At 72.0% G+C, this 23,248-nt stretch carries 24 protein-coding genes; 11 read left to right on the top strand and 13 right to left on the bottom strand.

Annotated features, from left to right (window positions below; all coding sequences use genetic code 11):
- The first annotated feature begins 23 nt into the window (after nt 1-23).
- Nucleotides 24-962 (top strand): AraC family transcriptional regulator, encoded by a 939-nt coding sequence (locus DI005_RS09765; protein WP_112270220.1) that lies wholly within the window; start codon nt 24-26, stop codon nt 960-962.
- A 7-nt stretch (nt 963-969) separates the two neighbouring features.
- Here the strand turns inward: DI005_RS09765 and DI005_RS09760 are convergent, their stop codons facing one another.
- From DI005_RS09760 to DI005_RS09730, 7 genes are all read right to left on the bottom strand, one after another.
- The gene (locus DI005_RS09760) at nt 970-1,188 is read right to left on the bottom strand and encodes an antitoxin (RefSeq protein ID WP_369973569.1); all 219 of its coding nucleotides are present in this window, start codon (nt 1,186-1,188) and stop codon (nt 970-972) included.
- Between the two features lie 131 nt (nt 1,189-1,319).
- Nucleotides 1,320-2,843 (bottom strand): catalase, encoded by a 1,524-nt coding sequence (locus DI005_RS09755; protein WP_113641919.1) that lies wholly within the window; start codon nt 2,841-2,843, stop codon nt 1,320-1,322.
- Entirely contained in the window at nt 2,840-3,295 is a 456-nt protein-coding gene (locus DI005_RS09750; RefSeq protein WP_113641918.1) for a Fur family transcriptional regulator, read from the bottom strand. Before DI005_RS09750 ends, DI005_RS09755 begins: the two co-directional genes overlap by 4 nt.
- 96 nt (nt 3,296-3,391) lie before the next feature.
- Entirely contained in the window at nt 3,392-4,009 is a 618-nt protein-coding gene (locus tag DI005_RS09745) for a GNAT family N-acetyltransferase (RefSeq protein ID WP_112270212.1), read from the bottom strand.
- 196 nt (nt 4,010-4,205) lie between these two features.
- Complete coding sequence (locus tag DI005_RS09740) at nt 4,206-5,714, bottom strand: FAD-dependent oxidoreductase (RefSeq protein ID WP_113641917.1); 1,509 nt, start codon at nt 5,712-5,714, stop codon at nt 4,206-4,208.
- A gap of 3 nt (nt 5,715-5,717) precedes the next feature.
- On the bottom strand, nt 5,718-6,635 hold the full coding sequence (locus DI005_RS09735; RefSeq protein WP_112270208.1) for a diiron oxygenase: 918 nt from the start codon (nt 6,633-6,635) through the stop codon (nt 5,718-5,720).
- Nucleotides 6,636-6,717: 82 nt separating this feature from the next.
- Nucleotides 6,718-7,575: an SMP-30/gluconolactonase/LRE family protein gene (locus DI005_RS09730; protein ID WP_112270206.1), complete on the bottom strand. Its 858-nt coding sequence runs from the start codon at nt 7,573-7,575 to the stop codon at nt 6,718-6,720.
- Between the two features lie 233 nt (nt 7,576-7,808).
- Here DI005_RS09730 and DI005_RS09725 point away from each other — a divergent pair, with 233 nt between their 5' ends.
- Nucleotides 7,809-8,093, top strand: coding sequence for a hypothetical protein (locus tag DI005_RS09725; protein ID WP_113641916.1), 285 nt, complete (start codon nt 7,809-7,811; stop codon nt 8,091-8,093).
- A gap of 18 nt (nt 8,094-8,111) precedes the next feature.
- Here DI005_RS09725 and DI005_RS09720 read toward each other — a convergent pair whose 3' ends face one another.
- Complete coding sequence (locus DI005_RS09720) at nt 8,112-8,897, bottom strand: three-helix bundle dimerization domain-containing protein (RefSeq protein ID WP_369973567.1); 786 nt, start codon at nt 8,895-8,897, stop codon at nt 8,112-8,114.
- A 391-nt stretch (nt 8,898-9,288) separates the two neighbouring features.
- Nucleotides 9,289-10,149 carry a metalloregulator ArsR/SmtB family transcription factor gene (locus tag DI005_RS09715; RefSeq protein WP_113641915.1) on the bottom strand — a complete coding sequence of 287 codons (861 nt, stop codon included), beginning with the start codon at nt 10,147-10,149 and terminating at the stop codon, nt 9,289-9,291.
- A gap of 103 nt (nt 10,150-10,252) precedes the next feature.
- Between DI005_RS09715 and DI005_RS09710 the strand changes: the two genes are divergently transcribed.
- Both DI005_RS09710 and DI005_RS09705 read left to right on the top strand, forming a co-directional pair.
- Nucleotides 10,253-11,578, top strand: a complete 1,326-nt coding sequence (locus DI005_RS09710) for an FAD-dependent oxidoreductase (protein ID WP_113641914.1) — start codon at nt 10,253-10,255, stop codon at nt 11,576-11,578.
- 166 nt (nt 11,579-11,744) lie between these two features.
- Nucleotides 11,745-12,578 (top strand): SAM-dependent methyltransferase, encoded by an 834-nt coding sequence (locus tag DI005_RS09705; RefSeq protein WP_112270196.1) that lies wholly within the window; start codon nt 11,745-11,747, stop codon nt 12,576-12,578.
- 4 nt (nt 12,579-12,582) lie between these two features.
- Here DI005_RS09705 and DI005_RS09700 read toward each other — a convergent pair whose 3' ends face one another.
- The 4 genes from DI005_RS09700 to DI005_RS09685 form a co-directional block, all read right to left on the bottom strand.
- On the bottom strand, nt 12,583-12,852 hold the full coding sequence (locus tag DI005_RS09700) for a DUF1876 domain-containing protein (protein WP_112270194.1): 270 nt from the start codon (nt 12,850-12,852) through the stop codon (nt 12,583-12,585).
- Between the two features lie 175 nt (nt 12,853-13,027).
- Nucleotides 13,028-13,795: an SDR family NAD(P)-dependent oxidoreductase gene (locus DI005_RS09695; RefSeq protein WP_112270192.1), complete on the bottom strand. Its 768-nt coding sequence runs from the start codon at nt 13,793-13,795 to the stop codon at nt 13,028-13,030.
- A gap of 10 nt (nt 13,796-13,805) precedes the next feature.
- The gene (locus DI005_RS09690) at nt 13,806-14,837 is read right to left on the bottom strand and encodes a phosphotransferase family protein (RefSeq protein ID WP_113641913.1); all 1,032 of its coding nucleotides are present in this window, start codon (nt 14,835-14,837) and stop codon (nt 13,806-13,808) included.
- Nucleotides 14,834-16,027 (bottom strand): acyl-CoA dehydrogenase family protein, encoded by a 1,194-nt coding sequence (locus DI005_RS09685; RefSeq protein WP_113641912.1) that lies wholly within the window; start codon nt 16,025-16,027, stop codon nt 14,834-14,836. Before DI005_RS09685 ends, DI005_RS09690 begins: the two co-directional genes overlap by 4 nt.
- Nucleotides 16,028-16,144: 117 nt before the next feature.
- On the opposite strand from DI005_RS09685, the gene DI005_RS09680 reads away from it, so the two are divergent.
- From DI005_RS09680 to DI005_RS38525, 7 genes are all read left to right on the top strand, one after another.
- On the top strand, nt 16,145-16,732 hold the full coding sequence (locus DI005_RS09680; protein WP_113641911.1) for a TetR/AcrR family transcriptional regulator: 588 nt from the start codon (nt 16,145-16,147) through the stop codon (nt 16,730-16,732).
- 68 nt (nt 16,733-16,800) lie between these two features.
- Nucleotides 16,801-17,004 (top strand): hypothetical protein, encoded by a 204-nt coding sequence (locus tag DI005_RS09675; protein WP_110336221.1) that lies wholly within the window; start codon nt 16,801-16,803, stop codon nt 17,002-17,004.
- A 108-nt stretch (nt 17,005-17,112) separates the two neighbouring features.
- Nucleotides 17,113-18,393, top strand: coding sequence for an acyl-CoA dehydrogenase family protein (locus DI005_RS09670; RefSeq protein WP_113641910.1), 1,281 nt, complete (start codon nt 17,113-17,115; stop codon nt 18,391-18,393).
- On the top strand, nt 18,390-19,409 hold the full coding sequence (locus DI005_RS09665; protein WP_113641909.1) for a phosphotransferase family protein: 1,020 nt from the start codon (nt 18,390-18,392) through the stop codon (nt 19,407-19,409). Before DI005_RS09670 ends, DI005_RS09665 begins: the two co-directional genes overlap by 4 nt.
- Nucleotides 19,410-19,510: 101 nt before the next feature.
- Nucleotides 19,511-20,542: an LLM class flavin-dependent oxidoreductase gene (locus DI005_RS09660; RefSeq protein WP_113641908.1), complete on the top strand. Its 1,032-nt coding sequence runs from the start codon at nt 19,511-19,513 to the stop codon at nt 20,540-20,542.
- Nucleotides 20,539-22,128 (top strand): long-chain-fatty-acid--CoA ligase, encoded by a 1,590-nt coding sequence (locus tag DI005_RS09655; RefSeq protein WP_113641907.1) that lies wholly within the window; start codon nt 20,539-20,541, stop codon nt 22,126-22,128. Before DI005_RS09660 ends, DI005_RS09655 begins: the two co-directional genes overlap by 4 nt.
- Nucleotides 22,125-23,243, top strand: coding sequence for an LLM class flavin-dependent oxidoreductase (locus tag DI005_RS38525; protein ID WP_199542694.1), 1,119 nt, complete (start codon nt 22,125-22,127; stop codon nt 23,241-23,243). Before DI005_RS09655 ends, DI005_RS38525 begins: the two co-directional genes overlap by 4 nt.
- The last annotated feature ends 5 nt before the right edge of the window (nt 23,244-23,248 follow it).

The following is a 23,248-nucleotide window of genomic DNA, read 5'->3' as shown; positions in this document are numbered from 1 at the left end:
GGCTCTCAGGTACCCTTTCCACCATGCGCGCACGGCGTAGTGCCGCACCCCGGGACTGGGATCAGGCCTCCCGGGAGGTGGCAAAGGCGTACTTCCCGCACGAACTGCGGCTGGTCGGCGGCGGCCGCGACCCCCGCCTGACCCTGCGCACGCTCGATCTGGGACCGGTGCTGGTCGGCCACGTGGGCTGGGGCGCCGACGTGCGGATCGCGTGTGACTACCCCGGCGCCTACGAGATCAACCTGCCCTTGACCGGGCACCTGGAGAGCCGGGGCCGGTACGGGCCGGTGACCTCCGTGCCGGGGCAGGCCACGGTGTTCCGCGCGGACACGCCGTCGCTCATCAGCCACTGGGACGCGACGTGCACGGTGCTCGGGGTCAAGTTCGACAGCGGGTGGTTCGAACGCGAGGCCGAGCGGGTGCTCGGCGGCGACCGCGTGACCGTCCGCGGCGGACTGCCCGACCAGCTGGATCTGGGCGACGGCCGGGGCCGCGCGTGGCGGCAGCTCGTCGGGAGCCTCGCCACCCACCTGCATGATCCCGAGCTGTTCGGCGAATGCGATCTGGTCCGCGCGCAGCTCGCCGGCGCGGTGGCCGCCGGGTTGCTGTTGGCCGGCTGCCCCGACGCGGGCGCGGGCCCGTTGCCTGCGCCGCGCGCGATCAGGCGCGTCGTGGATCAGCTGCACGACGACCCGGCCCGGCCGTGGACCGCGGGCGAGATGGCCGCCGTGGCGGGCACCAGCGTGCGGCGGCTGCAGGAGGGCTTCCGCCAGTGGCTCGACCGCACACCGACCGAGTACCTGATCGGAGTCCGCCTGCAGCGGGCCGACGCGGACCTGCGTGCCGATCCGTCGCTGACGGTCAGCGACGCGGCGGCCAGGTGGGGTTTCTCCAGCGCCAGCCGGTTCGCCGCGGCGTACCGGCGGCGCTACGGCGTCGCGCCCTCGCAGGCGCGCCGCTGAGCGCGGGCTACTGCTGCCCCTGCTGCCCCTGCTGGTTCTGCTGCCCCTGCTGGTTCTGCTGGTCGCCTCCGCCGCCGCGCAGGTAGTCCTTCGCCTTGTCGGCGCCCTGGTCGATCTTGTCGGCGTGGTCGCCGAACCTCGACTTCGCCGCGTCGGAGGCTTTGTCGATGCCCTGCTCGGCCTTGTCCGGGTTCTTGCCGAACGCTTCCTTGGCCTTGTCGAACATGTTCACGGCGAACCTCCTCGTTGATACCGGCCGCTGCTCGGCCGTTCACGCGGAGGGTTCGTCGGGGCCGGGCACCGGCAAACGGCGCCAGGACCGACGCCATGCGTTCGAGCGAACCCACCCGGGTGAGGTCAGGCCTTCTTCTGCATGCTCCGGCGCGCCGGGTTGCTCTGCTCGGCGGCCTTGGGGTCCTTCTCGTCCTGCTTGGCCCGCACGCCTTCGCGGATCCGGTCGCCGATGTTCTTGTCGATGTTGTGCCAGTACTCGAAGGCGCGCTCCAGCACGGGCTCGGACACGCCGTTGAGCAGGTGCCCCACCACGTTGTCCACGAGCGGGTCGCGGGCGGCGTCGTCCAGCACCTCGCGGACCATCGTTCCCGGCTGGCCCCAGTCGTCGTCCTCCGCGTGGTCGACGTAGGCGGAGCGGACGATGTGTCCGTCGGTCTCCCAGGTCGGCGGGCTGCCGTACCGCTCGGTGTCGGCGGCCGGACCGCCCTTGGAGTTCGGCGCGTACACCGGGTCCGTGGTCTTGCGGTAGGCCATCGCGCCGTCCTTGGAGTAGGTGTTGATCGGCACGACCGGTGCGTTGACCGGGAGCTGCTGGTAGTTGCCACCGATGCGGTAGCGGTGCGCGTCGGCGTAGGAGAACAGGCGGGCCAGCAGCATCCGGTCCGGGCTCGGTCCGATGCCGGGCACGAGGTTGTTCGGCTGGAACGCGGCCTGCTCGATCTCGGCGTGGTTGTCCGTGGGGTTGCGATCCAGCGTCATCCGGCCGACCTCGGTCAGCGGGTAGTCGCCGTGCGGCCACACCTTCGTCAGGTCGAACGGGTTGAAGCGGTAGTTCGCGGCGTCCTCGTACGGCATGATCTGCACGTAGAGCGTCCAGCTCGGGAAGTCCCCCTCGGCGATGTGCTCGAACAGGTCGCGGGTGTGGTAGTCGGTGTCAGCCGCCGCCATCTGGTCGGCCTCGTGCTGGGTGAAGAACTCGATGCCCTGGTCGGTCTTGAAGTGGTACTTGACCCAGAACCGCTCGCCGTCGGCGTTCACCCACATGTAGGTATGCGAGCTGTAGCCGTTCATGTGCCGCCAGGTGCGCGGGATGCCGCGATCGCCCATCAGCCACGTCACCTGGTGCGCCGACTCGGGCGACAACGTCCAGAAGTCCCACTGCATGTCGTGGTCGCGGAGGTTGTTGTCGGCGCGGCGTTTCTGCGACCGGACGAAGTGCTGGAACTTCATCGGGTCCTTGACGAAGAAGACCGGCGTGTTGTTGCCGACCATGTCGTAGTTGCCCTCGGAGGTGTAGAACTTCAGCGCGAAGCCCCGAGGGTCCCGCCACGTGTCGGGACTGCCGCGCTCACCGGCCACGGTGGAGAAGCGGGCGACCAGCTCGGTCTTGGCGCCGGGCTGGAACAGCGCCGCCTTGGTGTACCGGCTGACGTCATTGGTCACCTCGAAGCGGCCGAACGCGCCGCTGCCCTTGGCGTGCGGCTGACGCTCCGGGATGCGCTCGCGGTTGAACTGGGCCATCTGCTCGATCAGGTAGGCGTCCTGCAGCAGGATCGGCCCGGCAGGCCCCGCGGTCAGCGAGTGCTCGTCGGTCTCGGCCGGAATGCCGGCGTCCGTGGTGGTGAAGGGGCGCGTCCGTTCGGTCATGCCGTTCTCCTCTTCTCGGTGCAGGCGGGGCACAGGCCCCAGAACACGACCTCGGCTTCCTCGATCCCGAAACCGTGGTCGTCGACGGGTGCCAGGCACGGCGCGTCGCCGGTGACGCAGTCCACGTCCTGCGTGCGGCCGCAGTCCTGGCAGACCAGGTGGTGGTGGTTGTCGCCGACCCGGCGCTCGAACCGCGCGGGGTGCCCGGCAGGCTGAACCGAGCGCACCAGCCCGGCCGTGACGCAGGCGTGCAGCACGTCGTAGACCGTCTGGTGGGACACCGAACCCAACTCGTCGCGCACGCCGGCCAGGACAGCGTCGGCGGTCGCGTGCGGATGCCGGTCGAGCCAGGTCAGCACCGCTCGCCGGGGAGCGGTCACCCGCAGCCCCGCGGATCGCAGCAGCGTCGCCACGTCGTCGGCGGGCGCGGTGGTTTCGCGTCGGTTCCGCATCCCCGCGGCCTACCCAGACTGGACTCGCTCAAAACAGCGCGAGTTGGGCGTTCCCGCACGCGGACTCGCAGTGCGGAACGGGGAACTCGCGCGGGACTAGTCGATCTCGGCCTGGCGCGGGCGCTCCGGGAGCAGGCTGCCGCTCATCACCTGGTCGAGATCGGCGGGGCGGAGCCGGAAGACCTGCAGCGTCAGCCCGAAGTACTTCCCGGTCTCCCCCACCCACTGCATGCCGTTGCGACGGACGGTCGCGGCCGCGCGCTTGTTGCCGGGCCGGACGACGGCGAAGATCTCGTCGATGTCGTGGCTGAACGCCCACCGGGCCAGCGCGTGGGTGGTCTCGCTCGCGTAGCCCTGGCCCCAGTAGTCGGGGCGAAGCTGCCACCCGATCTCGAAGTCCTCGTTGCCCGGCGGCAACGGCAGCAGGATCGCACCGCCGACCACCAGGTCGTCCTCCTTGCGCTGGATGGCCCAGCGGCCCGCGGGCGGCGGCATCCGGTCGGCCTCGGCGATCCAGTGCTGCAGCAGCAGCCGCATCGCCGCGAGGTCGGGAACCAGGTCCATGGCCGGACTCAGCCAGCGAGCCACGGCGGCCTGGCCGTAGATGGACAGCGCCGCCGGGGCGTCGTCGATGTGCCAGCCACGCAGGATCAACCGCTCGGTCTCCAGCGTCGGCCTCCCCGACGACGGCTCCGGATCGGGATTCCACGCCATACCGATGCTCCCGTCCCCAGGCCGGGCATCGCGGAAACGCCGCCCGGCATCGCCGATACTACGCCCGCGCCGGCGCGAGGTCAGCACGAGCGCGCCGCGGCGTCCCCAGCGGCGGCCGAAGCCACCCCCGGACCATCCCGTGTGGACATCACCGGGGACCACCTCGAGGCGGAAAGTCACCGGCGCCGCAACGAGTTCAGTCGCGGCGAAGGAACCGCGCGAGCGGCGACGACGGCCTCCGCGCGGGCCGCACCCTGCCCGCCACGACATCGTCGAGGAGCGTTCCCACGGTCTCGTTCGCGCACGCCTTGTTGGCGCCGATGCCGCCGGAAGGACCGCGCTTGATCCAGCCGACGACGTAGGTTCCCGGCCGCCCTTCCACGCGCCCGCCGGTGTGCGGGATCGTGCCGGTGCCGGTGTCGAACGGCAGCCCGGGCACCGGGGTTCCCCGGTAGCCGACCGCCCGGACCACGTGCCCCGTCGCGATCTCCACCTCGCCGTGCGGGCCCGTGACGCGGAGCCCGCGCACCTGGGTGTCGCCGAGGATCTCCGCCGGAGCGGAGTGGAACCGGAAGACGATGCGCCGCCGCCCGTCCGGCGGAGCCACCGACCAGTCGACGGCCTCGCGTGTGGCGGCGCGCAACAGGCCGGCCTTGCCGGAGGGCTCCGTCGCGTCGATCGCCTCCGCGGTCCGCGGGTCGTGGTCGTCGACCACGAGCTCGAGGTCGTCCCGTCCGGTCAGCGCGAGGAGCTCCGGCCGCGTGAAGGCGGCCGCGTCGGGCCCCCTGCGCCCGAGTAGCACGACCTCGCGGACCTTGCTCGACCGAAGCCGCTCCAGCGCCTCCGGTGCGATGGACGTGCCCGCCAGCTCGTCCGGGTCGGTGATCAGGATCCGGGCCACGTCGAGTGCGACGTTGCCGTTGCCGATCACCACGACGCGCTCGGCGGAGAGGTCGAGCACATCGGGCTGGGCGTCGGGATGGCCGTTGTACCAGGCGACCACCGACGTCGCCGCGACGCTGCCGGTGAGGTCCTCGCCGGGGATGCCGAGGCTGCGCGCCGACGCGGCTCCGACGGCGTAGATCACCGCGTCGTGCCGCCCGGCCAGCTCGTCGACCGTGACGTCCCGGCCCACCTCGACCCCGAGGCGCAGCCGCAGCCGCGGATGCGTGTGGAACCGCGCGAAGGTCTCGCCGATCTTCTTCGTCGACGGGTGGTCGGGTGCGACGCCGTACCGGATCAGGCCACCTGCGACGGGCAGCCGGTCGATCAGCGTCACGTGCGCGTTGGTGTGCAGCAGCAGGTCCTCGACGGCGTACATGCCGGCGGGACCGGTGCCCACCACCGCGATGTCGAGCGGGGCGAGGTCGCTCGGGATGGTCCGGGTGAACACCGGCGGGTTCCACGGGTGGAAGTTCGGCGCCGGGTCGGCGGCCTCGGCGAGCGGGTCCCGGCCGGTGTAGTAGTCGGCGTTGATCCCGGCGTACGCCTTGAGCGGGCCGGTGAGCGCGTCCACCGGGAAGATCGCGTCGACCGGGCACGCGTCGGCGCAGGCGCCGCAGTCGATGCACGCGCCCGGGTCGACGTAGAGCATCTCGGTGGTGCCGAAGTCCGGCTCGTCCGGAGTCGGATGGATGCAGTTGACGGGGCAGACCGCCACGCACGAGGCGTCGTTGCAGCACGTCTGCGTGATCGCGAAGGCCATGGGTCAGATCAGGTTCGCGCGCCTGTACCAGCGCATCGACGCCTTGGTGAGCAGCCCGGCGGAGTCGAGGAACTCCATCAGGCCCGAGCAGCTCGACCGCAGCATCGACTTGTGGTGCTCGTTGGCCCTCGCCTCGCGCAGCGCCCGCTTCGTGTCGAGCCCGGCGTTGGCGTAGACCTTCGGGCTCACCATGCTGCTCACGATGAAGTACGCGGCGATGGCGACCACCAGCGCGTTGTACTGCCTGCGCAGCCTGCCCGCACCCTTCAGCCGCTCCCTGGTCTCCTCGCGCGCGAACTTCATGTGCCGCGACTCCTCCACCACGTGGATGTTGTTGATCGTGCGCACGAACGGCACCACGCGCTCGTCGCGCATCCAGTCGCGCTGCATCACGTCGAGGACCTCTTCGGCGACGAGGATCGCGGCGTAGGCCGCCTCGCCGGTCGCGGTGGTCTTGAAGAAGCGGCCGAGCTCCACGGCCAGGCGGCGCGGGCGGTAGGCGGGCGCGCGCAGCTTCGCGGCCCCGCGGGCGAACATGATGGAGTGCCGGCACTCGTCGGCGATCTCGGTCAGCGCCCACTGGAACGCGGGGTCGGTCGGGTCCTTCGCGTAGAAGTCCCTCAGCACCATCTGCTGCAGGATCATCTCGAACCAGATGCCGGTGCTCGCCACCGACGCCGCCTCCTGGCGGGTGAGCTCACGCTGCTGCTCCGGCGTCATCTCCGCCCAGTAGGGCGTGCCGTACAGCGTGCTCCACTCCGGGCTCGCCCCGTGGTAGGCGGTGTCGAGCGGGGTCTCCCAGTCGACCTCCGTCACGGGGTCGTAGGACAACGTCTCCGACGAGTCCAGCAGCCGCCGGGCGACCGCCTGCCGGTCGGGCTCGGACGTGTGCGCATGCTGGGTGGTGTCGGCGCTGGTCATCGTTGCTCCCTGGCGACGTTTTCCTGTTACCGCGATTTACAGTTACCAACGGTAACACGAACTTGGGCGGGCACGCGAGCGGTCACGGGTGCCCGGCGTGGGGCGCGGGCGCGCGGGCCGTGAGCACGCGGCCGGTCTCCGGGCCGCTGAGCAGGCGTTCGAGGTTCTCCTCGAAGCCGTCGGCCATGCGCCAGTCCGCCGTGAGCACGAACAGGGTGCGGCCGTCGCCCCCTCCGAGCGCGCAGGCGAACCCGGCGTGCTCCAGCCGGATCGTCTCCAGCACCGCTCCCCCTTCGGCCACCCGGACGCACGTGGGCCCCTCCTCGTCCCAGCCCGGGGTCCAGATGGCGCCGTCGGCGTCCAGCACCATGCCGTCGCCGGGCACCCGTGCCCACACCCGCCGGTTCGTCAGGCCTCCGTCAGGGCCGATGTCGAACGCGGTCAGGGTGCCGGCGAAGGACTCCGCGATGACCAGCGTCCGATCGTCGGGGGTCACCACCATCCCGTTGGGGAACGCGATCCCGTCGGCCACCTCGCGCACCTCGCCGTCCGGCGTGACCAGCGCGATGAACCCTGGCGCCTCACCCTCGCCCGGGTTGAAGTCCGTGCCGCCGTTGACGTAGATCCGGCCCCGGCCGTCGACGACGATCTCGTTGAGCCCGCCCGGCAGCCCGCTGAGCTCGACATGGTCCACGAGCGAACCGTCGGCCTCCTGGCGTAGCAGCCGTCGCTCGGGCCCGGCGACCACCAGCAGGCGCCCGTCCGGCAGCCAGTCGATCGAGAACGGCAGCGTGGTCGGAACCGTGGCCATCACCTCGGCCCTGCCGTCAAGGCCGACGGCCAGCACCTCGCGCGTGCCCCAGTTCGACAGCCACAGCCTGCCGTCGTGCCAGCGTGCCGACTCGCCGATCCGCAAGCCGCTCAGCAGTACCTCGCTCATCGTGTCCGCTCCTTCGGTGTCGGGGAACCAACCCTGCTCACCCTCGACACGAACGGGGACCGGCCGGATCGACAGCCGTCACGGCGGCGTGCGGCGCGCTGTTCGGACTGGCACAAGCTCGTGCAGGGGCACTCACCTCTGGACCCGCTCCGGCGCTGTGGCCGATCGCGGGGACGCTCTTCCCGCTGTCGCTGGCGTCGGCCAACCTCGCCCGCCGGTTCCGGCTGCTCGCCGTGACGCGCGTCGGGCTCGCGATCGTGGTCGCCGGGATGGTGCTGCTCGGGCCGGCCACCCACACCTCGTCGGCGCGTCCGTCAACGGAGGCGCTGCCCGAGGCGGCGGACGGCTCGCTCACGGGCGTGCTGGCCGTCGCTGAGCCGTCCGGCCCGGCGGGAGGCCGGCTCGTGGACGTCGCGCAGAAGGCGTTCTCCCACGGCAGGCGGCACAGCCGGCTCGCGGCGGCCGGGATCGTGACGGCCGCGCCCGCCGCGTGCATCCGCGTGCCGCGCTCGGGCTGAGCCGTGACCGGCCGGGCGCTACGCCGGCACGGCGTGGCGGCTCAGCAGCTGTTCGGTCCGGCGTACCGCGGCCGCGCGCTCGGCGCCGTTGACCGCGAGCGCCCGCACCACCGGGTCCTCCGGGCCCCGGCGTCCGCGCAGCTCCGCCATGCGGTCCGCGAACGACACCCGCAGACCGTCCGGGCTCGTGGTCATGTCCGCGTACCACAGCGCGTCGCGCACGGGCCCCCGCTCGTCCTCGAACTCCGCCAGCTGAGGCCCCAGGCCCTCCAGCTCGGCCACCGCAGCGGCCCCCGCGTGGTGCGCCACCAGCGCGCACACCCGCCGGGCCACCCCGTGCTCGGCCAGGAACCGGGCCCCGTCGAGCTGGTGGAACCCCAGCACGTTCAGCGCGCTCGCGTAGCCGATGTCGTGCAGCCACGCCGAGGCCACGAGGACATCGCCCTCCTCGGGGGACAGCACGCGCGCGACCTCCTCCGCCCGCTCGGCGACCCCTTGGGTGTGGGCCCACCGTCGGGGCAGCTCGACGGCGAGGATGTCCCTGGCCGTTCGCCGCGCCCAGTCCGCGAGACGCTCTCCGGAGGAGTGTCTCGGCGCGACGGCCCTGAACTCGGCGCGGACTGCCCGTTCGACCAGGATCGGCACGAACGTCAGCACCCGGGCCCGCGCGAACCGCGCCCTCGCCCGCTCCACCCAGTCGTGCACCACCTGTGCGGGCACCCGGTCCTGCTCACGCACCAGCCGCGCTTCCAGTTCCCGGATCTGCTGGTCCACCTGCGACTGCGGCAGGCGACTCCCCGTCAACCCCTCCACCATGGCACCAGCCCCGCTCCCTCCCCTGGCGGCCGAACAAACAAACGAGCCCCGAGTCTCGGCCCCCGACCGGCCCACCGCAAGTGTCGGACGTCCCGAGAGAACGACCTCACAGCCGAGCCGCCGCCTCGGCGGCCGCGTTCACCGCGGCCCGCCCACCGCGGCTACCGCGCGAGCGGAGCCGCGGCAGCTGATCCCGTTGCTCGCCAGCGCCGAGGAGCCGCACGTCAGCCGTGCTGCCGCCCTGGCCTTGCCCAGCCATCGCTGTCCCGGCACCTGCGCGGGCTGGAGCGCTCCACCGTGCCGAGCTCGTCGCCAGCGACTCCCACGAGGTCCGGCCAACCCCGCCGGTCACGCCTTCATCGAGTGCCCGCAGACTGACTCACGCGCAGTCCGCGCACTGGGCGACCTCGCCGGCGCGCCGCTCGAGCAGCACGGTGTCGTGCCAGGTGTCACCGATCTTGGCAATGCGCTCGCGGATGCCGACCGTGCGGTAGCCGGCGGAATGGTGCAGCCCGATGCCGGTGCGGTTCTCCGCGAGGATCGACGCCTGCAGCGTCCACAGCCCCGCGGCGTCGGCTTCGACGACCTGCTGCCGCAGCAGAGCCTTGCCGACCCCGCGGCCCCGGTCACCCGCGCCGACGTAGACGGAGCTCTCGGCCACCCCCGAGTAGCAGTCGCGGGACGAGACGGGGCTCAGCGCCGCCCAGCCCGCGATCCGTCCGCCGAGCTCGGCGACCCATCGGTGCCCGGGCAGCCAGCGCGCGTCGAGGGAGGCGCGGCTCGGCACGGTCGTCTCGAACGTCGCGATCCCCGTGGCGATGCCCTCGCCGTAGATGCGCCGGACGTCGGTCCAGTCGCCGGGGCCGAGCGCGCGCACCCGCACGTCGGCGGGTGGGTCGGCGGGGCAGCACGGCGGCGGGGTGACGGTGCCCATCACGACGTCGGCGGCGTGCGGCAGGCCGGTGCAGCAGGCCTCGTTCACCACCACCCTGGTGGCGGTTCCCTCCTTGTGCAGCCGCACGAAACCGAGGTCGGCGAGCTTGCGCACATGGTGGGAGCACGTGGACTGACTGATGCCGAGCCGCGCGGTCAGCGCGCCGACCGTGCTACCGCCCGCCGCCGTGGCGACGGCGTGCAGCAGGCGCACCCGCGTGGGGTCCGCGAGGCAGGAGAACCAGTCCGCGTAGGTGGCGGCGTCCTGGTCGGCGAGCAGCCGCGGCACCGGCGCCGTGATGGTCATGCGGCTGATTATCGGCGAGCCGCGACTCTTGCGTCAATCGAGATCCGTCGATAGATTCCGAGTCAGCTTCATCGACAGATATCGATGGAAAGGGGATCCGGAGATGAACGGCGAACTGCCTGTCGTGGTGGTAGGCGCGGGCCCGGTCGGGCTCACAGCGGCCGCGGAGTTGCGCGAACGCGGTCTCGAACCGCTGGTGCTGGAACGGGGTCCGGCGGCGGGGACGGCGGTCGCGCAGTGGCACCACGTGCGGCTGTTCTCGCCGTGGCCGGAGCTCGTCGCTCCGGCCGCCGTCAGGCTGCTGGAGCCGACGGGCTGGCGGCCACCGGACCCCACCTACCCGACCGGGCGGGAGTGGGCAGAGCGGTACCTGCGCCCACTGGCCGCCGCGCTCGGCGAGCAGGTCCGCTTCGGTGCCGAAGTGGTCGGCGTGGCCCGGCGTGGCCGCGACCGCGTGGTCGACGCCGGGCGGGAGACCGAGCCGCTCACGGTGCACGTTCGCCGGTCCGGCGGTGGCGAGGAGCGGATCACCGCGCGAGCCCTGATCGACGCCTCCGGCACGTGGGGAACGCCGAACCCCCTCGGCGGCGACGGGCTGCCCGCGCTCGGGGAGCGGGCCGCAACCGGCCGGATCACCTACCAGGTGCCGGATCTGACCGACTCCGCCGTACGGGACCGCTACGCGGGCAGGCACGTCGTGGTCGCCGGCAGCGGACATTCGGCGCTCACCGCGCTCGTGGCCTTCGCCGGGCTCGCCGAGAACGACCCGGCCACGCGCGTCAGCTGGGTGCTGCGGCGCGGCACGGTGGGCGACGCCTTCGGCGGCGGCGCGGCCGACCAGCTGCCAGCCCGTGGCGCACTGGGCGCACGCGCCCGCGAGGCCGTGGCCACGGGCGCGATCCGGGTGGTCACCGGGTTCCGCACCCGGGCCGTCGAGTCCGGTTCGGACGGCAGGCTCACGCTGGCGCCGGACGCCGGCGACCGCATCGAGGATGTCGACGAGGTCGTCGTGCTCACCGGGTTCCGCCCGGACCTGTCGTGGCTGTCGGAGCTGCGGCTCGAACTCGACGCGACGCTGCAGGCCCCCGTGGCGCTCGCTCCGCTGATCGATCCGAACGTGCACTCCTGCGGCACGGTGTACCCCCACGGCGTCCGGGAACTGTCACATCCCGAGCCCGGCGTGTTCCTGGCCGGGATGAAGAGCTATGGCCGCGCGCCGACGTTCCTCGCGTTGACCGGATACGAGCAGGTGCGCAGCATCGCCGCCGCGCTGGCCGGCGACCGGGCGGCCGCCGAGCGGGTCGAGCTGGTGCTGCCGGAGACCGGGGTCTGCGGAGGTGCGGGCGTGTTCGACGAGCCTTCCCAGGACGGCGGCTTCTGCGGCACGCCGGCCGGGGCGGAGCCGATCTCGCTGTCGGCCCCGCACTGACGCTGACGCGGCGTCCGCAGTGAAGGCCACCATGCCTGCGTTGAACGCAGTGAAGGTGGCCTTCACTGCGGCTGGCGTCTAGCGGCTACTCGACGAGCCACACCGGTGTGCGCTCCGGCCCCGGGACCGTGCACACTGTTCTCGATCTCGACGGTGAGCACGGAGGATGCGGTTGAACGAGGCGGAGCGGCTCGGCGAGTCGGTGAACAAGGTCTCGGTCGGGCGGGTGTACGACTACCTGCTCGGCGGTGTGCACAACTACGCGGTGGACCAGGCGTTCGCCGAGGAGCAGCTCAAGCGGTTGCCGGAGATGCGCAACTTCGCGCGGTCCAACCGTGCCTTCCTCGGCCGTGCCGTGCGGTTCGCCGTCCAACAGGGCGTGCGGCAGTTCGTCGACATCGGCTCGGGACTCCCGACGCAGGGCAACGTGCACGAGGTGGCCGAGGAGGTCGCACCCGGCGAGTGCAGCGTCGTCTACATCGACAACGAGCCCATCGCGCAGGCGCACGCGCACATCCTGCTGGAGCGCACGGCGGACCCGGACCGGCACCGCGCACTCGACGCGGACTTCTTCGACGGGCCGAAGCTGTGGGAGCGCGTGTTGGACACCGGTGTCATCGACCCCGAGCGGCCGATCGCGCTGCTCGCCGTGGCGCTGCTGCACTTCATGCCACCGGAGACCCAGCCGGAGCGCACGCTGGCGTACTACCGCGACCAGCTGGCCCCCGGCAGCTTCGTCGCCCTGTCGCACATCCACGTGCCGCCGGAGGACGCGGAGACCCTCGCCGCTGCGGAGAAGGTCATCGACTCCTACCGCAGGCAGGCCAACAGCGTGGCCCGGCCGAGGTCCCGCGAGGACATCGCGGCCTTCTTCGCCGGCCTGGAACTCGTGGACCCCGGCCTGGTGTGGGTGCCCGAGTGGCGACCCGACGGCGACGACCCCTACCAGAACGAGCCCGCCCGTTCCCGCGGCCTGGCGGGGGTCGCCCGCAAGGCCTGACGCGCTACTCGGTCAGGTGCGCGGGGCGCCGGGTCACGGCCTCGATGTCGGCCGCGGTCGCCTCGATGAGCTGGTGTGACAGATCGGCCATCGCCCTGGCGACGGCGAGTTCGTCGCCGATCGCCGGGACGTTGGCGTCGCGTGGGTGTTTGCGGGCGGTTCCGGTCCCGGTCCGTTCGGTGCCCGCGCCGGTGTTCAACCGGGCCTCCGCTCGCGTGCGGTCCTCGTACTCGTGGATGTCGATGTCGACGGTCCACCTCGTCTCGTGTTCCATCGCGCACCTCCTGCCGTACCCTCGATGGTCCCTCGCTCAGACCACCACGTCGAGCAGCAGAACGAGCGGGAGCGGCAGCACGGCCGGCCGCGGCCGCCGCACGCCCCCAAGGCCACCTTTGGTGCGTTGAGCGCACCAAAGGTGGCCTTGGGGGCCCGTCAGCTGGGGCTGCCGCTCAGTGTCCGGACATGCCGCCGTCCACGGCGAGCGTGACGCCGGTGATGTAGGACGACGCCCGGCTCGCGAGGAACACCACGGCTGCGTCGAGCTCGTGCTGCACGCCGAGCCTGCCCAGCGGGCTGGCCTGCTTCAGGAACGGGAGCAGGACGTCGTCCGGGATCTCCTCGGTCATCTCGCTGGCGAAGTAGCCCGGCGCGATGGCGTTGACCCGGATCCCCTTGCGGCCCGACCACTGCTGCGCGAGATCGCGGGTGAGCCCGAGGACGCCCGCCTTGCTGGCGGCGTAGGCGGCCTGCGGGGCGTACGACTTGACCAGCGCGAGCACACTGCTGATGTTCACGATGCTCGACCCCGGCTCCATCACCCGGCCGCAGGCCTGGGCGGCCCAGTAGGCGCCGTTGAGGTTGACGTCGATCACCCGGCGGAACTCGTCGGGCGACTCGCGCAGCGCCGGAACCGCCGTGCCCACACCCGCGTTGTTCACGAGCACGTCCACGCGGCCGAACTCCCCGGTCGCCGCCTCGACCATCGCGGTGCAGCTGTCCGGGTCGGTGACGTCGGCGGCGACGGTCAGCGCCCGGGTTCCCTCCGCGCGGACCCTCCCGGCGACCTCGGACAGCCGATCGGTCCGGCGCGCCGCGAGCACCACGTCGGCGCCCGCCTGGGCGAGTGCGACCGCGAACCCGGCGCCAAGACCCGAGCTGGCGCCCGTCACCACGGCGACCTTGCCGTCGAGGCGGAAGAGGTCGAGTACGTTCGGCACGGCGTCTCCTTCACGAATTCGTTGCCAGGGCCCGGAGCCCGGCGGCGGCCAGCGGGGCCACCGCCTCGCCCACGCGCTCGAAGCCCGACCCCCTGGTCAGGCCCTGCTGGAAGCGGGCGTGGATGCCCTCGGCGATCACGGCGATCTTGAAGTACCCGAGCCCGAGGTAGAAGTCGAGGCGGCCGAGGTCCCGCCCGGCGACCTCGGCGTAGCGCTGTGCGAGCTCCTCCACCGGCGGCAGCCGGTCGCTCGTGGACGGCGCCGAGCCCGCGAGGACGGGCGCGAACGCGGGGTCGGCGTAGACGAGGTGCAGGCCGAGATCGGCCAGCGGGTCACCGAGCGTGGCCATCTCCCAGTCCACGATCGCCAGCACGCGTCCCGGGTCGCCGGGGTCGAGGATGGCGTTGTCGATCCGGAAGTCGCCGTGCACGATCGACGCGCCGCTCTCCTGCGGGCACAGGTCGGCGAGGCGCGCGTGGAGCCTCTCGATGTCGCCGAGCGAGCGCGTTCGCACGCGTTCCCACTGGTCGCGCCAGCGCCGCACCTGACGCCCGAGGTAGCCTTCCGGCCGCCCGAAGTCACCCAGGCCTACCGCGACGGGGTCCACGGCGTGCAGCCGGGCCAGCGCGTCCACGAGGCCGTATGCGCAGCGGGCGATGTCCGGATCGGACAGTGCGTGCAGCTGCCCCGTGGTGCGCAGCACGGAGCCCTCGACGTACTCGACGATCGAGCACGGCACCCCGAGCACATCCGCTTCGGCGAAAGCGACGGCGCGTGCGACCGGCACGTCGCTGTTCCCCAGCGCGGCGACCACCCGGTACTCGCGGCCCATGTCGTGCGCCGACGGGGTGAGCCCGCCCAGCGGCGGGCGGCGCAGCACCCACCGCCGCCGCCCGTCCGAGAGCAGGTAGGTCAGGTTCGAGCGCCCGCCCTGCAGCAGCTCGGCGCGCAGCGTGCCGCCGAAGCCGGGGACGTGCCCGGCGAAGAACGCCTCCAGCGCGGGCAGGTCGAGACCGTCCGGTGTGGACCGATCGGCGGTCATCCGGCCACCTGCGCGTCGTGGCGGCGCAGGACCCGCCGGGCGATGGCCCAGCGGTGCGTCTCCGAGGGCCCGTCGTAGATCCGGAACGGCCGGACCTCCCGCAGGAACCGGCCCAGCAGCAGGTCGCCCGAGATGCCCAGCGAGCCGCAGATCTGCACCGCGCGGTCGACCACGCGCCAGATCGCCTCGGCACAGAACGTCTTGGCGATCGAGGTGGACTGCGACGCCGAGCGGCCCTGGTCCAGCTCCCAGCACGCCCGCAGGATGAGCCCACGGGCCGCGGCGATGTCGATCTCGCTGTCAGCGATCAGCTGCTGGACCATGCCCAGCTCGCCCAGCCGGGAGCCGAACAGCTCGCGCTCCGCGGCGCGGGCGACGGCGATGTCCTGTGCGCGCCTTGCGATGCCGAGCCAGCGCATGCAGTGCGTCATCCGCGCGGGCGCGAGCCGAACCTGCGCGTAACGGAAACCCTCGTCGACCTCGCCGAGCACCGCCTCGTCCGGCACAACGCAGTTGTCGAAGACGAGCTCGATGTGCCCGCCGTACAGGCTTTCGTCCAGCGTGTCGATGTGCCGCACCGGCTTCATGCCGGGGTTGTCGGCGTCGACGAGGAACATCGTCGCTCCCCCGGTCTCCCCTGGCCGGCCCGACGTCCTCGCCATGCAGATGGCGAACCCGGCGCCGTCCGCGCCGGTGATGAACCACTTGTGCCCGTCGATGCGCCACCCACCGGGCACTCGGGTGGCCGTCGTGGCGAGCGCCCCGGGGTCGGAACCCGCTCCGGGCGCCGGCTCGGTCATCGCGAAGCACGACCGGATCTCGCCCGCCGCGAGCGGCCGCAGGTAGCGCTCCTTCTGCTCGTCGGTCGCGATCGCCTCGAGCATGTGCATGTTGCCCTCGTCCGGCGCCGCGATGTTCAGCGCGAGCGGGCCCAGCAGCGAGTAGCCGGCCTCCTCGAACACGGCGGCCCGGCCCCGCATGTCGAGCCCGTGCCCGCCGTACGCCGCGCCGACGTGCGGGGCGAAGATCCCGGCTTCCTTGGCGCCGGACTGCAGGGTCGCCCGGATCTCCTCCGTCCGCGCGACGCCGTCGTTCGCCTCCTCGACGGGGATCACCACGTCGCGGACGAAGCCGGCGGTGCGCCGGGCGAGCTCGGCGACGTCCGGGCTGGGAGTGAGGTCGACGGCCATGGCGCCTCCACATTGGCTAATGAACATTAGCCGTGACGTTAGCGCCGAGCCCGCACGGAATCAATCAACGCGAAGACGTCCGCTAACATGAGTTAGCTCACGGGAGCTGGAGGTGACGTGGACCGGTTCGCCGACATCCGGACGGCAGCGCTCGAGCTGTTCACCCGCAAGGGATACGAGGCCACGACGATGGCCGACCTCGGCGCGGCCGTCGGGATGCGCGCCCCGAGCCTCTACAAGCACGTCGACTCCAAACAGGACGTTCTCGCACGGATCATGACCGCCACGATGACGGAACTGCTCGCCGTGCACCGCGCTGCCGTCGCCACCACCGCCGACCCCGTCGAACGCCTGCGGCGCGCCACCGAGGCCCACGTCCGCTACCACGCGCGACACCGCCTGGAGGCGTTCGTCGGCAACCGCGAGATCCGGGCACTGGTGGAACCTCATCGCGGCCGCGTGCTCGCTCTGCGCTCCGAGTACGAGGCCGCCTTCCGCGAGCTCGTCGAGGCGGGCGTCGCCACGGGCGACTTTCACGTCGCCTCGGTCAAGCTCGCCTCCTACGCGATCCTCGACCTCGGCATGGGCGTGGCCGTCTGGTACCGCGAGGACGGCGAGTACAGCGAGGACACACTGGTCTGGCAGTACAGCGAGTTCGCCCTCAACATCGTGGGCGCGGCAACCCGTCAGGTGGAACCTTCTTGAGTTCCCGCATGCGGCGAGTGACATTTGAATCACGCAGTGTCGCCAGTCGCATGGAGGAGGGGCCGGAGATGGGAATCTGGGCCGGGGTCGCACGCGCGCTCGACAAGTCCGCCGACAAGGTCGCCACCCGCAAGGGCAAGGTGGTGCGGACGACGAAGAAGGTGGTCGACGGGCTCTGTGTCGGGTGCCTGCGCCCGACCGGCAAGCAGCAGTGCGGGGTTCCGTGCTGCGGCCGGACCCAGTGCATGCGCGTGGTGATCGAGCGCATCTGACCCTCGCTGTGGGAGTCCACAAAGCCGGCCGTGCCCGGCGCTGGCCTACGGACCAGGGACGTTCCTAGCGTTGAGCCGTTCATCGACAGCGGATCGAGAGGGCGGCAGATGACCTGGGACTTCTCCACCGAACCCGAGTTCGCGGCGAAGCTGGACTGGGCACGCGAGTTCGTGCGCGAGGAGATCTACCCACTCGAGGTGCTCGACCTCGACCACGCCGGATTCCGGAAGCTGGCCACTCCGCTGCAGCAGCGGGTCAAGGAGCACGGCCTGTGGGCCGCCCACCTCGGCCCCGAGCTCGGCGGCCAGGGGTACGGACAGCTCAAGCTCGGCCTCCTGCACGAGATCCTCGGCACCAGCGAACTGGCGCCGTACGTCTTCGGCTGCCAGGCGCCGGACTCGGGCAACGCCGAGCTGCTCGCGCTCGCGGGCACGGAGGAACAGCGTGCCCGCTGGATGCGCCCGCTGCTCGACGGGACGCTGCTCAGCGCGTTCTCCATGACGGAGCAGGGCACCGGCTCGGATCCGCGGCAGTTCACCACCTCGGCGAGGCTCGAGGGAGGTGACTGGGTGCTCAATGGCCGCAAGTGGTTCGTCGGCAACGCCTCGCGCGCCGACTTCCACATCGTCATGGCGGTCACCGAGCCCGACGCGCCCCCGCACCACCGGATGTCGATGCTCATCGTGCCCACCGGCGTTCCCGGCATCGAGACGCGCGAGCTCGGTCTCATGAACGACCCTGAGCACCGCAATCCCGTGTGGTCGCACTGCGAGGTCGGCTACCACGACGTGCGCGTGCCCGCGCAGAACCTGCTCGGCGGCCGCGGCGAGGCGTTCGCGCTGGCCCAGCAGCGGCTCGGCCCAGGCCGGATCCACCACTGCATGCGCTGGATCGGCGTGTGCCGCAGGGCGTTCGACATGCTGTGCGAGCGCGCTGTGAGCATCGACGTGCACGGCAGCCTGCTCTCGGAGAAGCAGACCGTGCAGAACTGGGTGGCCGACTCCGCCGCGGCGATCGAGTCCGCCAGGCTGCTGACCTTGCAGACGGCATGGAAGATCGACCAGGTCGGCGCCAAGGCGGCGCGCACCGACATCGCGATGATCAAGTACCACGGCGCCGCCGTGCTGCACGACGTGATCGACAGGGCGATCCAGGTGCACGGGTCGCTGGGCTTCTCGACGGACCTGCCGCTGGAGCAGATGTACCGCTGGGCCCGCGCGGCGCGGATCTACGACGGGCCCGACGAGGTCCACCGGGTGACCGTCGCGAAACGCCTGCTCAAGGGCTACTCCGCCCGCCCGGTCCCCACCGAGCACATCCCGACCCGTCGCGCGGACGCGCTGGAGCGGTTCCGCGGCCAGCTCGACCTCGCGATGGCCGCGGGATGACCGCCACGGCACTGGGCCGCCCGGTCGCGGACTGGCTCACCGAGCACACCGGCAGGCCGGGGCCGTGGGAGCTGCGCCGCCTCGCCGGCGGCAACTCCAACGAGACCTGCCTGCTGACCTGTGCCGGCACCGAGTACGTGCTGCGCAGGCCGCCACGGCAGGCGCTGTCGGCCTCGGCGCACAGCGTCGCCAGGGAGCACCGGCTGCTCTCCGCTCTGGAGGGCACCGCCGTCGCCGCGCCCCGGCCGGTCGCGCTGTGCGACGACGCGAGCGTGCCGATGGCGCCGTTCCTGGTCATGGAGCACGTGCCCGGCGCGGTGTCGATCACCAGCGAGCTGCCGGAGGCATACCGCGACCACCCGGATGCGCTCACCAGGCTGGCCGACGAGGTCGTCGACGCGCTCGCGGCGATCCACCTCGCCGACTGGCGTGGGGCGGGGCTCGGCGATTTCGGCCGCCCGGCGAACTTCCTCGAACGGCAGGTCCCCCGCTGGTACGGGCAGTGGAAGGGCATCGCCCGCCGCCCGCTGCCCATGCTGCGCCGCGTCGCCCGGTGGCTGGAGGACAATCGCCCCGAGGACGGCCCGCCCGCCTTGCTGCACGGAGACTTCCACCTCGACAACTGCCTGTTCTCGGTGCACGAGCCCCGGTTGCTCGCGGTGATCGACTGGGAGATGGCCACGATCGGCGATCCGCTGCTCGACCTCGGGCTGCTGCTCGCGTTCTGGGGCGAACGGCCCCGCCCCGGCATGCCCGCGATCCAGGCCGTTTCGCGTCTGCCGGGCGCGCCCACGCGCGATCACCTGCTCGCGCGGTACCGCGAGGCGGTGGGCAGGCCCGTGGAGAACGTCGGGTACTACGTCTGCCTGGCGCTGTTCAAGCTCGCGGCCATCGTCGAGGCGGCCTACTCGCAGTACCTCGCCGGGGAGCTGGACACCCCCTACGCGGCGGCGCTGGAGCACGATGTGCCCGCGCTGCTGGACGAGGCGGCCGCCGCGGCCGGCCTCGGCGGGTGATTTGGAGTTCCCCACAACCACGGCCTCCGGTTCACCTTGGGCGACCCGCACCCGGCGGGGCACGCTCGACGGGCACCGGCAACGTCGACAAAGGAGACGGCGTGAGCGAGCAGGACCGCACCTTCGGACTCTGGTACGACTTCCGCAACCCCCAGCGCTGGCATCGCCCGTTCAGCACCCTCTACCGGGAGGCGCTCGACCAGATCGCCTGGGCCGAGGCCCTCGGCCTTGGCTCCGTCTGGCTGACCGAGCATCACTTCTGCGACGACGGCTACACCCCGTCCCCGTTCGCGCTGGCGGCGGCGATCGGGGAACGCACGTCCACGATGACGATCGGCACCAACCTCATCGTCGCCCCCCTGCACAACCCCGTGCGCCTCGCCGAGGACGCCGCCACGGTCTCGCTGCTCACCGGCGGCCGGTTCGAGCTCGGCGTCGGGCAGGGCTACTGGGCACCGGAGTTCGCGGCGTTCGACCGCGACCTCCGCCACCGGCCGAGCCTGCTGGAGGAGAGCATCGCGCTCATCCGCCGAGCCTGGTCGGGAAGCGGCGAACCCTTCGAGGGCAAGCGGTTCCGGCTGCCCTCGGTGCGCGTCACCCCCGCGCCGGAACGGACCCCGAAACTGCTCGTCGGCGCGATGGCCGACCGGGCGATCGAACGCGCCGCCCGCATCGGCGACGGCTTCCTCAGCACCCAGAACGCCCATCACCAGTCCTATGTGGATGCTCTGGAACGGGTCGGGAAGTCCCCGGAGGACGGCGAGATCTACGCGGGCCAGTGGGCGGTGATCGCGGAGGACCCGGAACGCGAGTGGTCCCGGATCGGCGAGCACGCGCTGTACCAGCTGAACAACTACATCTCGTGGGGTGCTTTCGGCCCGCCTGACGAAGTCCCGCGCTTCACCGACCCCGGCCAGATCCTCGACGCCGGCGCCTTCCAGCTGTGGGACCCGGCCACGGCGGTCGACGAGCTGACCACCCTGCTGCGGGACCGGCCGCAAATCAAGGACGTGCACTTCTGGGCCCAGCTGCCTGGCGAGCCGGTGGAGAGCGGCTCGGCGCGCGTGGAGCTGCTGGCCACGAAGGTGGTTCCGCAGGTGCGGCAGCGGCTGGCGGTCGAGGTGGCGGCGTGACCACTCCCCTGCTGCTCACCGACCTGCTCGATCGCTCCAGGGAGCTGTTTCCCGACAAGGAGATCGCGCAGTACGGCGACGGCGGGCCAAGGCGCCGCTACCGCTACCGGGACTACTACGACCGGGTCGCCCGGCTCGCGGGCGCGCTCAGGGAGCTGGGGGTGCGGCCCGGTGACCGGGTCGCCACCCTGGCGTGGAACCACGATCGCCACCTGGAGCTCTACCTCGCCGTGCCGCTGGCCGGCGCGGTGCTGCACACGGTGAACCTGCGGCTCGAACCCGGCGAGATCGCCTACATCCTCGACCACGCGGACGACCGGGTCGTGGTGGCCGACACGGCCTTGCTGCCCGCCCTCGAGCAGGCGCGCGCGGCCCGCCCCGGCATGTTCGTCGTCGGCACGGACGGCAGCGCGCCCGGTGTGCTGGACTACGAGGACCTGATCGAGACCGGCTCGCCGCTGTCCGGCCCACCCGATGTGGGCGAGAACGACCTCGCCGCGCTCTGCTACACGTCGGGCACCACCGGCCCGCCCAAGGGCGTCGGCTACTCCCACCGCTCGCTGTACCTGCACACGTTCGCCGCGTGCCTCGCCGACGGGCACGCGATCAGCGAGCGCGACACCGTGCTGCACGTCGTGCCGATGTTCCACGCCAACGCCTGGGGCATCCCGTTCGCCGCGCTGATGACCGGAGCGAACCAGGTGCTGCCCGGCCCGCGCCCGGCTCCGGCCGACATCGCGCGGATCATCGAGTCGGAGCGGGTGACCTACACAGGCATGGTGCCCACGGTCGCGGTCGACCTGGCCCGGTACGCCCTCGCGCGGGGCACCGACCTGAGCAGCCTCCGCGCGCTCGTGCTCGGCGGCTCGCCGCCGAGCGACGACCTGGTGCGCACCTTCACCGAGGACCTCGGCGTCCCCGTCTTCCAGGGCTGGGGCATGACCGAGATCAGCCCGATGGGCACGTTCGCGCGGCCGCTGCCGTCGGCCGACCACGACCCCGCGGCGCGGCGGCGGTTCGTCCGCACCCAGGGCAGGCTGCTGCCGGGCCTGCGCTGGCGGCTGGTTGACGACGAGGGCCGCGACCAGCCCCACGACGGCAAGACCCCCGGCGAGCTGCTGGTCCGGGGGCCGTGGGTGGCCGGCTCATACTTCCGCGACGAGCACCCGGAGAGCTTCACCGACGGCTGGCTTCGCACCGGCGACGTCGCCACGATCGACCCCGACGGCTACCTGGAGATCGTCGACCGCGCCAAGGACCTGATCAAGAGCGGTGGCGAGTGGATCAGTTCGGTGGCGCTGGAGCAGGCGCTGCTGCACGATCCGGCCGTCGCCGAGGCCGCGGTGATCGCCGTCCCGCACGAACGCTGGCAGGAACGTCCGCTCGCCTTCGTCGTCCTCCACCCGCCCGCCGAGGACACCGAGGACACCGAGCCCGCCGACCTGCTCGCCGGCCTCCGCGAGCGCGTGCCCCGGTGGTGGTTGCCCGAGCAGGTGCTCGTGGTCGACGCGCTGCCGAGGACGAGCGTCGGCAAGCTCGACAAACGCGCCCTGCGCGACCGGGGCCGTGCCGGGAGGTTCGCGTGAGGTTCGGCGTGTTCTACGTGCTGGAGTGCCCTGACCACGACTTCTCCAGGGCCTACCGCGAGATGCTGGCGCAGATCAGCTACGCCGAGCATCTCGGGTTCGACGAGGTGTGGCTGGCCGAGCACCACGGCAGCGACTACGGCTCGATGCCCTCGCCGCAGGTCGCCGCCGCGGCCGTCGCCGAGCGCACGGAGCGGATGCGGATCGGCATCGCGGTCAGCAACCTGACGTTCGACTGGCCGGTGCGCGTCGCCGAGGACTACGCGATGGTCGACGTGCTCTCCGGGGGACGGCTCGACTTCGGCGCGGGCCGGGGGTACCAGCCCGGCGAGTTCCACAACATGGGCGTCGGCGACCGGCAGGACGTCAGCCGCGAGGTGTTCGCCGAGGCGCTGGAGATCATCCGGGGGCTGTGGAGCCGGAAGCCGGGTGAGCCGTTCTCGTTCCAGGGCGAGCATTTCGACATCGACGCCGTCGAGTGCAGACCGACGCCGGTGCAGCGGCCGACCCCGCCGATGTACGTCGCCTCGATCAGCCCACAGACGTTCGACCTGGTCGCCTCGCAGGGCTACAACATGCTCATCACGCCGACCCTGATGACGCTGCCCGAGCTGAATCGCCTCGTGGTGGACATCAAGCGCAAGCTCATCGCGGGCGGGCGTGACCCGCTCTCGCTCGACTTCCCGATGAACTGGCAGATCCACCTCGCCGGGAGCGCCGAGGAGGCCGTGGCCAACGTCGCCGAGCCGCTGGCCTGGTACTACCGCAACGTGCTCGACCTCGTGCCGAGCGGGCCCGAGGTGCCGAGGACCTACGAGCGCTACGCCGAGCTCGTGGCCGCCTCGGAGGAGGCGGGCGGGCTGACGCTGGACGGGCTGCGCGAGAGCGGGGTCCTCTACGTCGGCGAGCCGGACGGGCTCGTCACCGAGATCGAGACGCTGTACCAGGAAACGGGCCTGCAGCACCTGATCTGCTGGATGCGCTTCGGCGGCCTCGCGCACGAGAAGGTGCTCAGCTCGCTGGAGCTGTTCGCCGAGCACGTCCTGCCGCGGTTTCGCGACCGGCCGCCGGTCGTGCCGCGCGCACTGCGCGACGAGGTCGCCGCGATTCGCTGAGCCCA

Source organism: Prauserella sp. PE36 (assembly GCF_003311655.1).
In the GTDB taxonomy this organism is placed as follows: Bacteria; Actinomycetota; Actinomycetes; order Mycobacteriales; family Pseudonocardiaceae; genus Prauserella_A; species Prauserella_A endophytica.
This window is presented reverse-complemented; position numbering and strand designations above follow the sequence as displayed.

What these genes read in the sequence shown, in the direction of transcription:
- DI005_RS09710 (WP_113641914.1), top strand. Translation starts at nt 10,253, where the DNA reads ATGAACGGCGAACTGCCTGTCGTGGTGGTAGGCGCGGGCCCGGTCGGG.
- DI005_RS09765 (WP_112270220.1), top strand. Translation starts at nt 24, where the DNA reads ATGCGCGCACGGCGTAGTGCCGCACCCCGGGACTGGGATCAGGCCTCC.
- DI005_RS09670 (WP_113641910.1), top strand. Translation starts at nt 17,113, where the DNA reads ATGACCTGGGACTTCTCCACCGAACCCGAGTTCGCGGCGAAGCTGGAC.
- DI005_RS09690 (WP_113641913.1), bottom strand. Translation starts at nt 14,837, where the DNA reads ATGACCGCCGATCGGTCCACACCGGACGGTCTCGACCTGCCCGCGCTG.
- DI005_RS09735 (WP_112270208.1), bottom strand. Translation starts at nt 6,635, where the DNA reads ATGACCAGCGCCGACACCACCCAGCATGCGCACACGTCCGAGCCCGAC.
- DI005_RS09705 (WP_112270196.1), top strand. Translation starts at nt 11,745, where the DNA reads ATGCGGTTGAACGAGGCGGAGCGGCTCGGCGAGTCGGTGAACAAGGTC.
- DI005_RS09685 (WP_113641912.1), bottom strand. Translation starts at nt 16,027, where the DNA reads ATGGCCGTCGACCTCACTCCCAGCCCGGACGTCGCCGAGCTCGCCCGG.
- DI005_RS09675 (WP_110336221.1), top strand. Translation starts at nt 16,801, where the DNA reads ATGGGAATCTGGGCCGGGGTCGCACGCGCGCTCGACAAGTCCGCCGAC.
- DI005_RS09730 (WP_112270206.1), bottom strand. Translation starts at nt 7,575, where the DNA reads ATGAGCGAGGTACTGCTGAGCGGCTTGCGGATCGGCGAGTCGGCACGC.
- DI005_RS09665 (WP_113641909.1), top strand. Translation starts at nt 18,390, where the DNA reads ATGACCGCCACGGCACTGGGCCGCCCGGTCGCGGACTGGCTCACCGAG.
- DI005_RS09760 (WP_369973569.1), bottom strand. Translation starts at nt 1,188, where the DNA reads ATGTTCGACAAGGCCAAGGAAGCGTTCGGCAAGAACCCGGACAAGGCC.
- DI005_RS09755 (WP_113641919.1), bottom strand. Translation starts at nt 2,843, where the DNA reads ATGACCGAACGGACGCGCCCCTTCACCACCACGGACGCCGGCATTCCG.
- DI005_RS09700 (WP_112270194.1), bottom strand. Translation starts at nt 12,852, where the DNA reads ATGGAACACGAGACGAGGTGGACCGTCGACATCGACATCCACGAGTAC.
- DI005_RS09745 (WP_112270212.1), bottom strand. Translation starts at nt 4,009, where the DNA reads ATGGCGTGGAATCCCGATCCGGAGCCGTCGTCGGGGAGGCCGACGCTG.
- DI005_RS09740 (WP_113641917.1), bottom strand. Translation starts at nt 5,714, where the DNA reads ATGGCCTTCGCGATCACGCAGACGTGCTGCAACGACGCCTCGTGCGTG.
- DI005_RS09750 (WP_113641918.1), bottom strand. Translation starts at nt 3,295, where the DNA reads ATGCGGAACCGACGCGAAACCACCGCGCCCGCCGACGACGTGGCGACG.
- DI005_RS09715 (WP_113641915.1), bottom strand. Translation starts at nt 10,149, where the DNA reads ATGACCATCACGGCGCCGGTGCCGCGGCTGCTCGCCGACCAGGACGCC.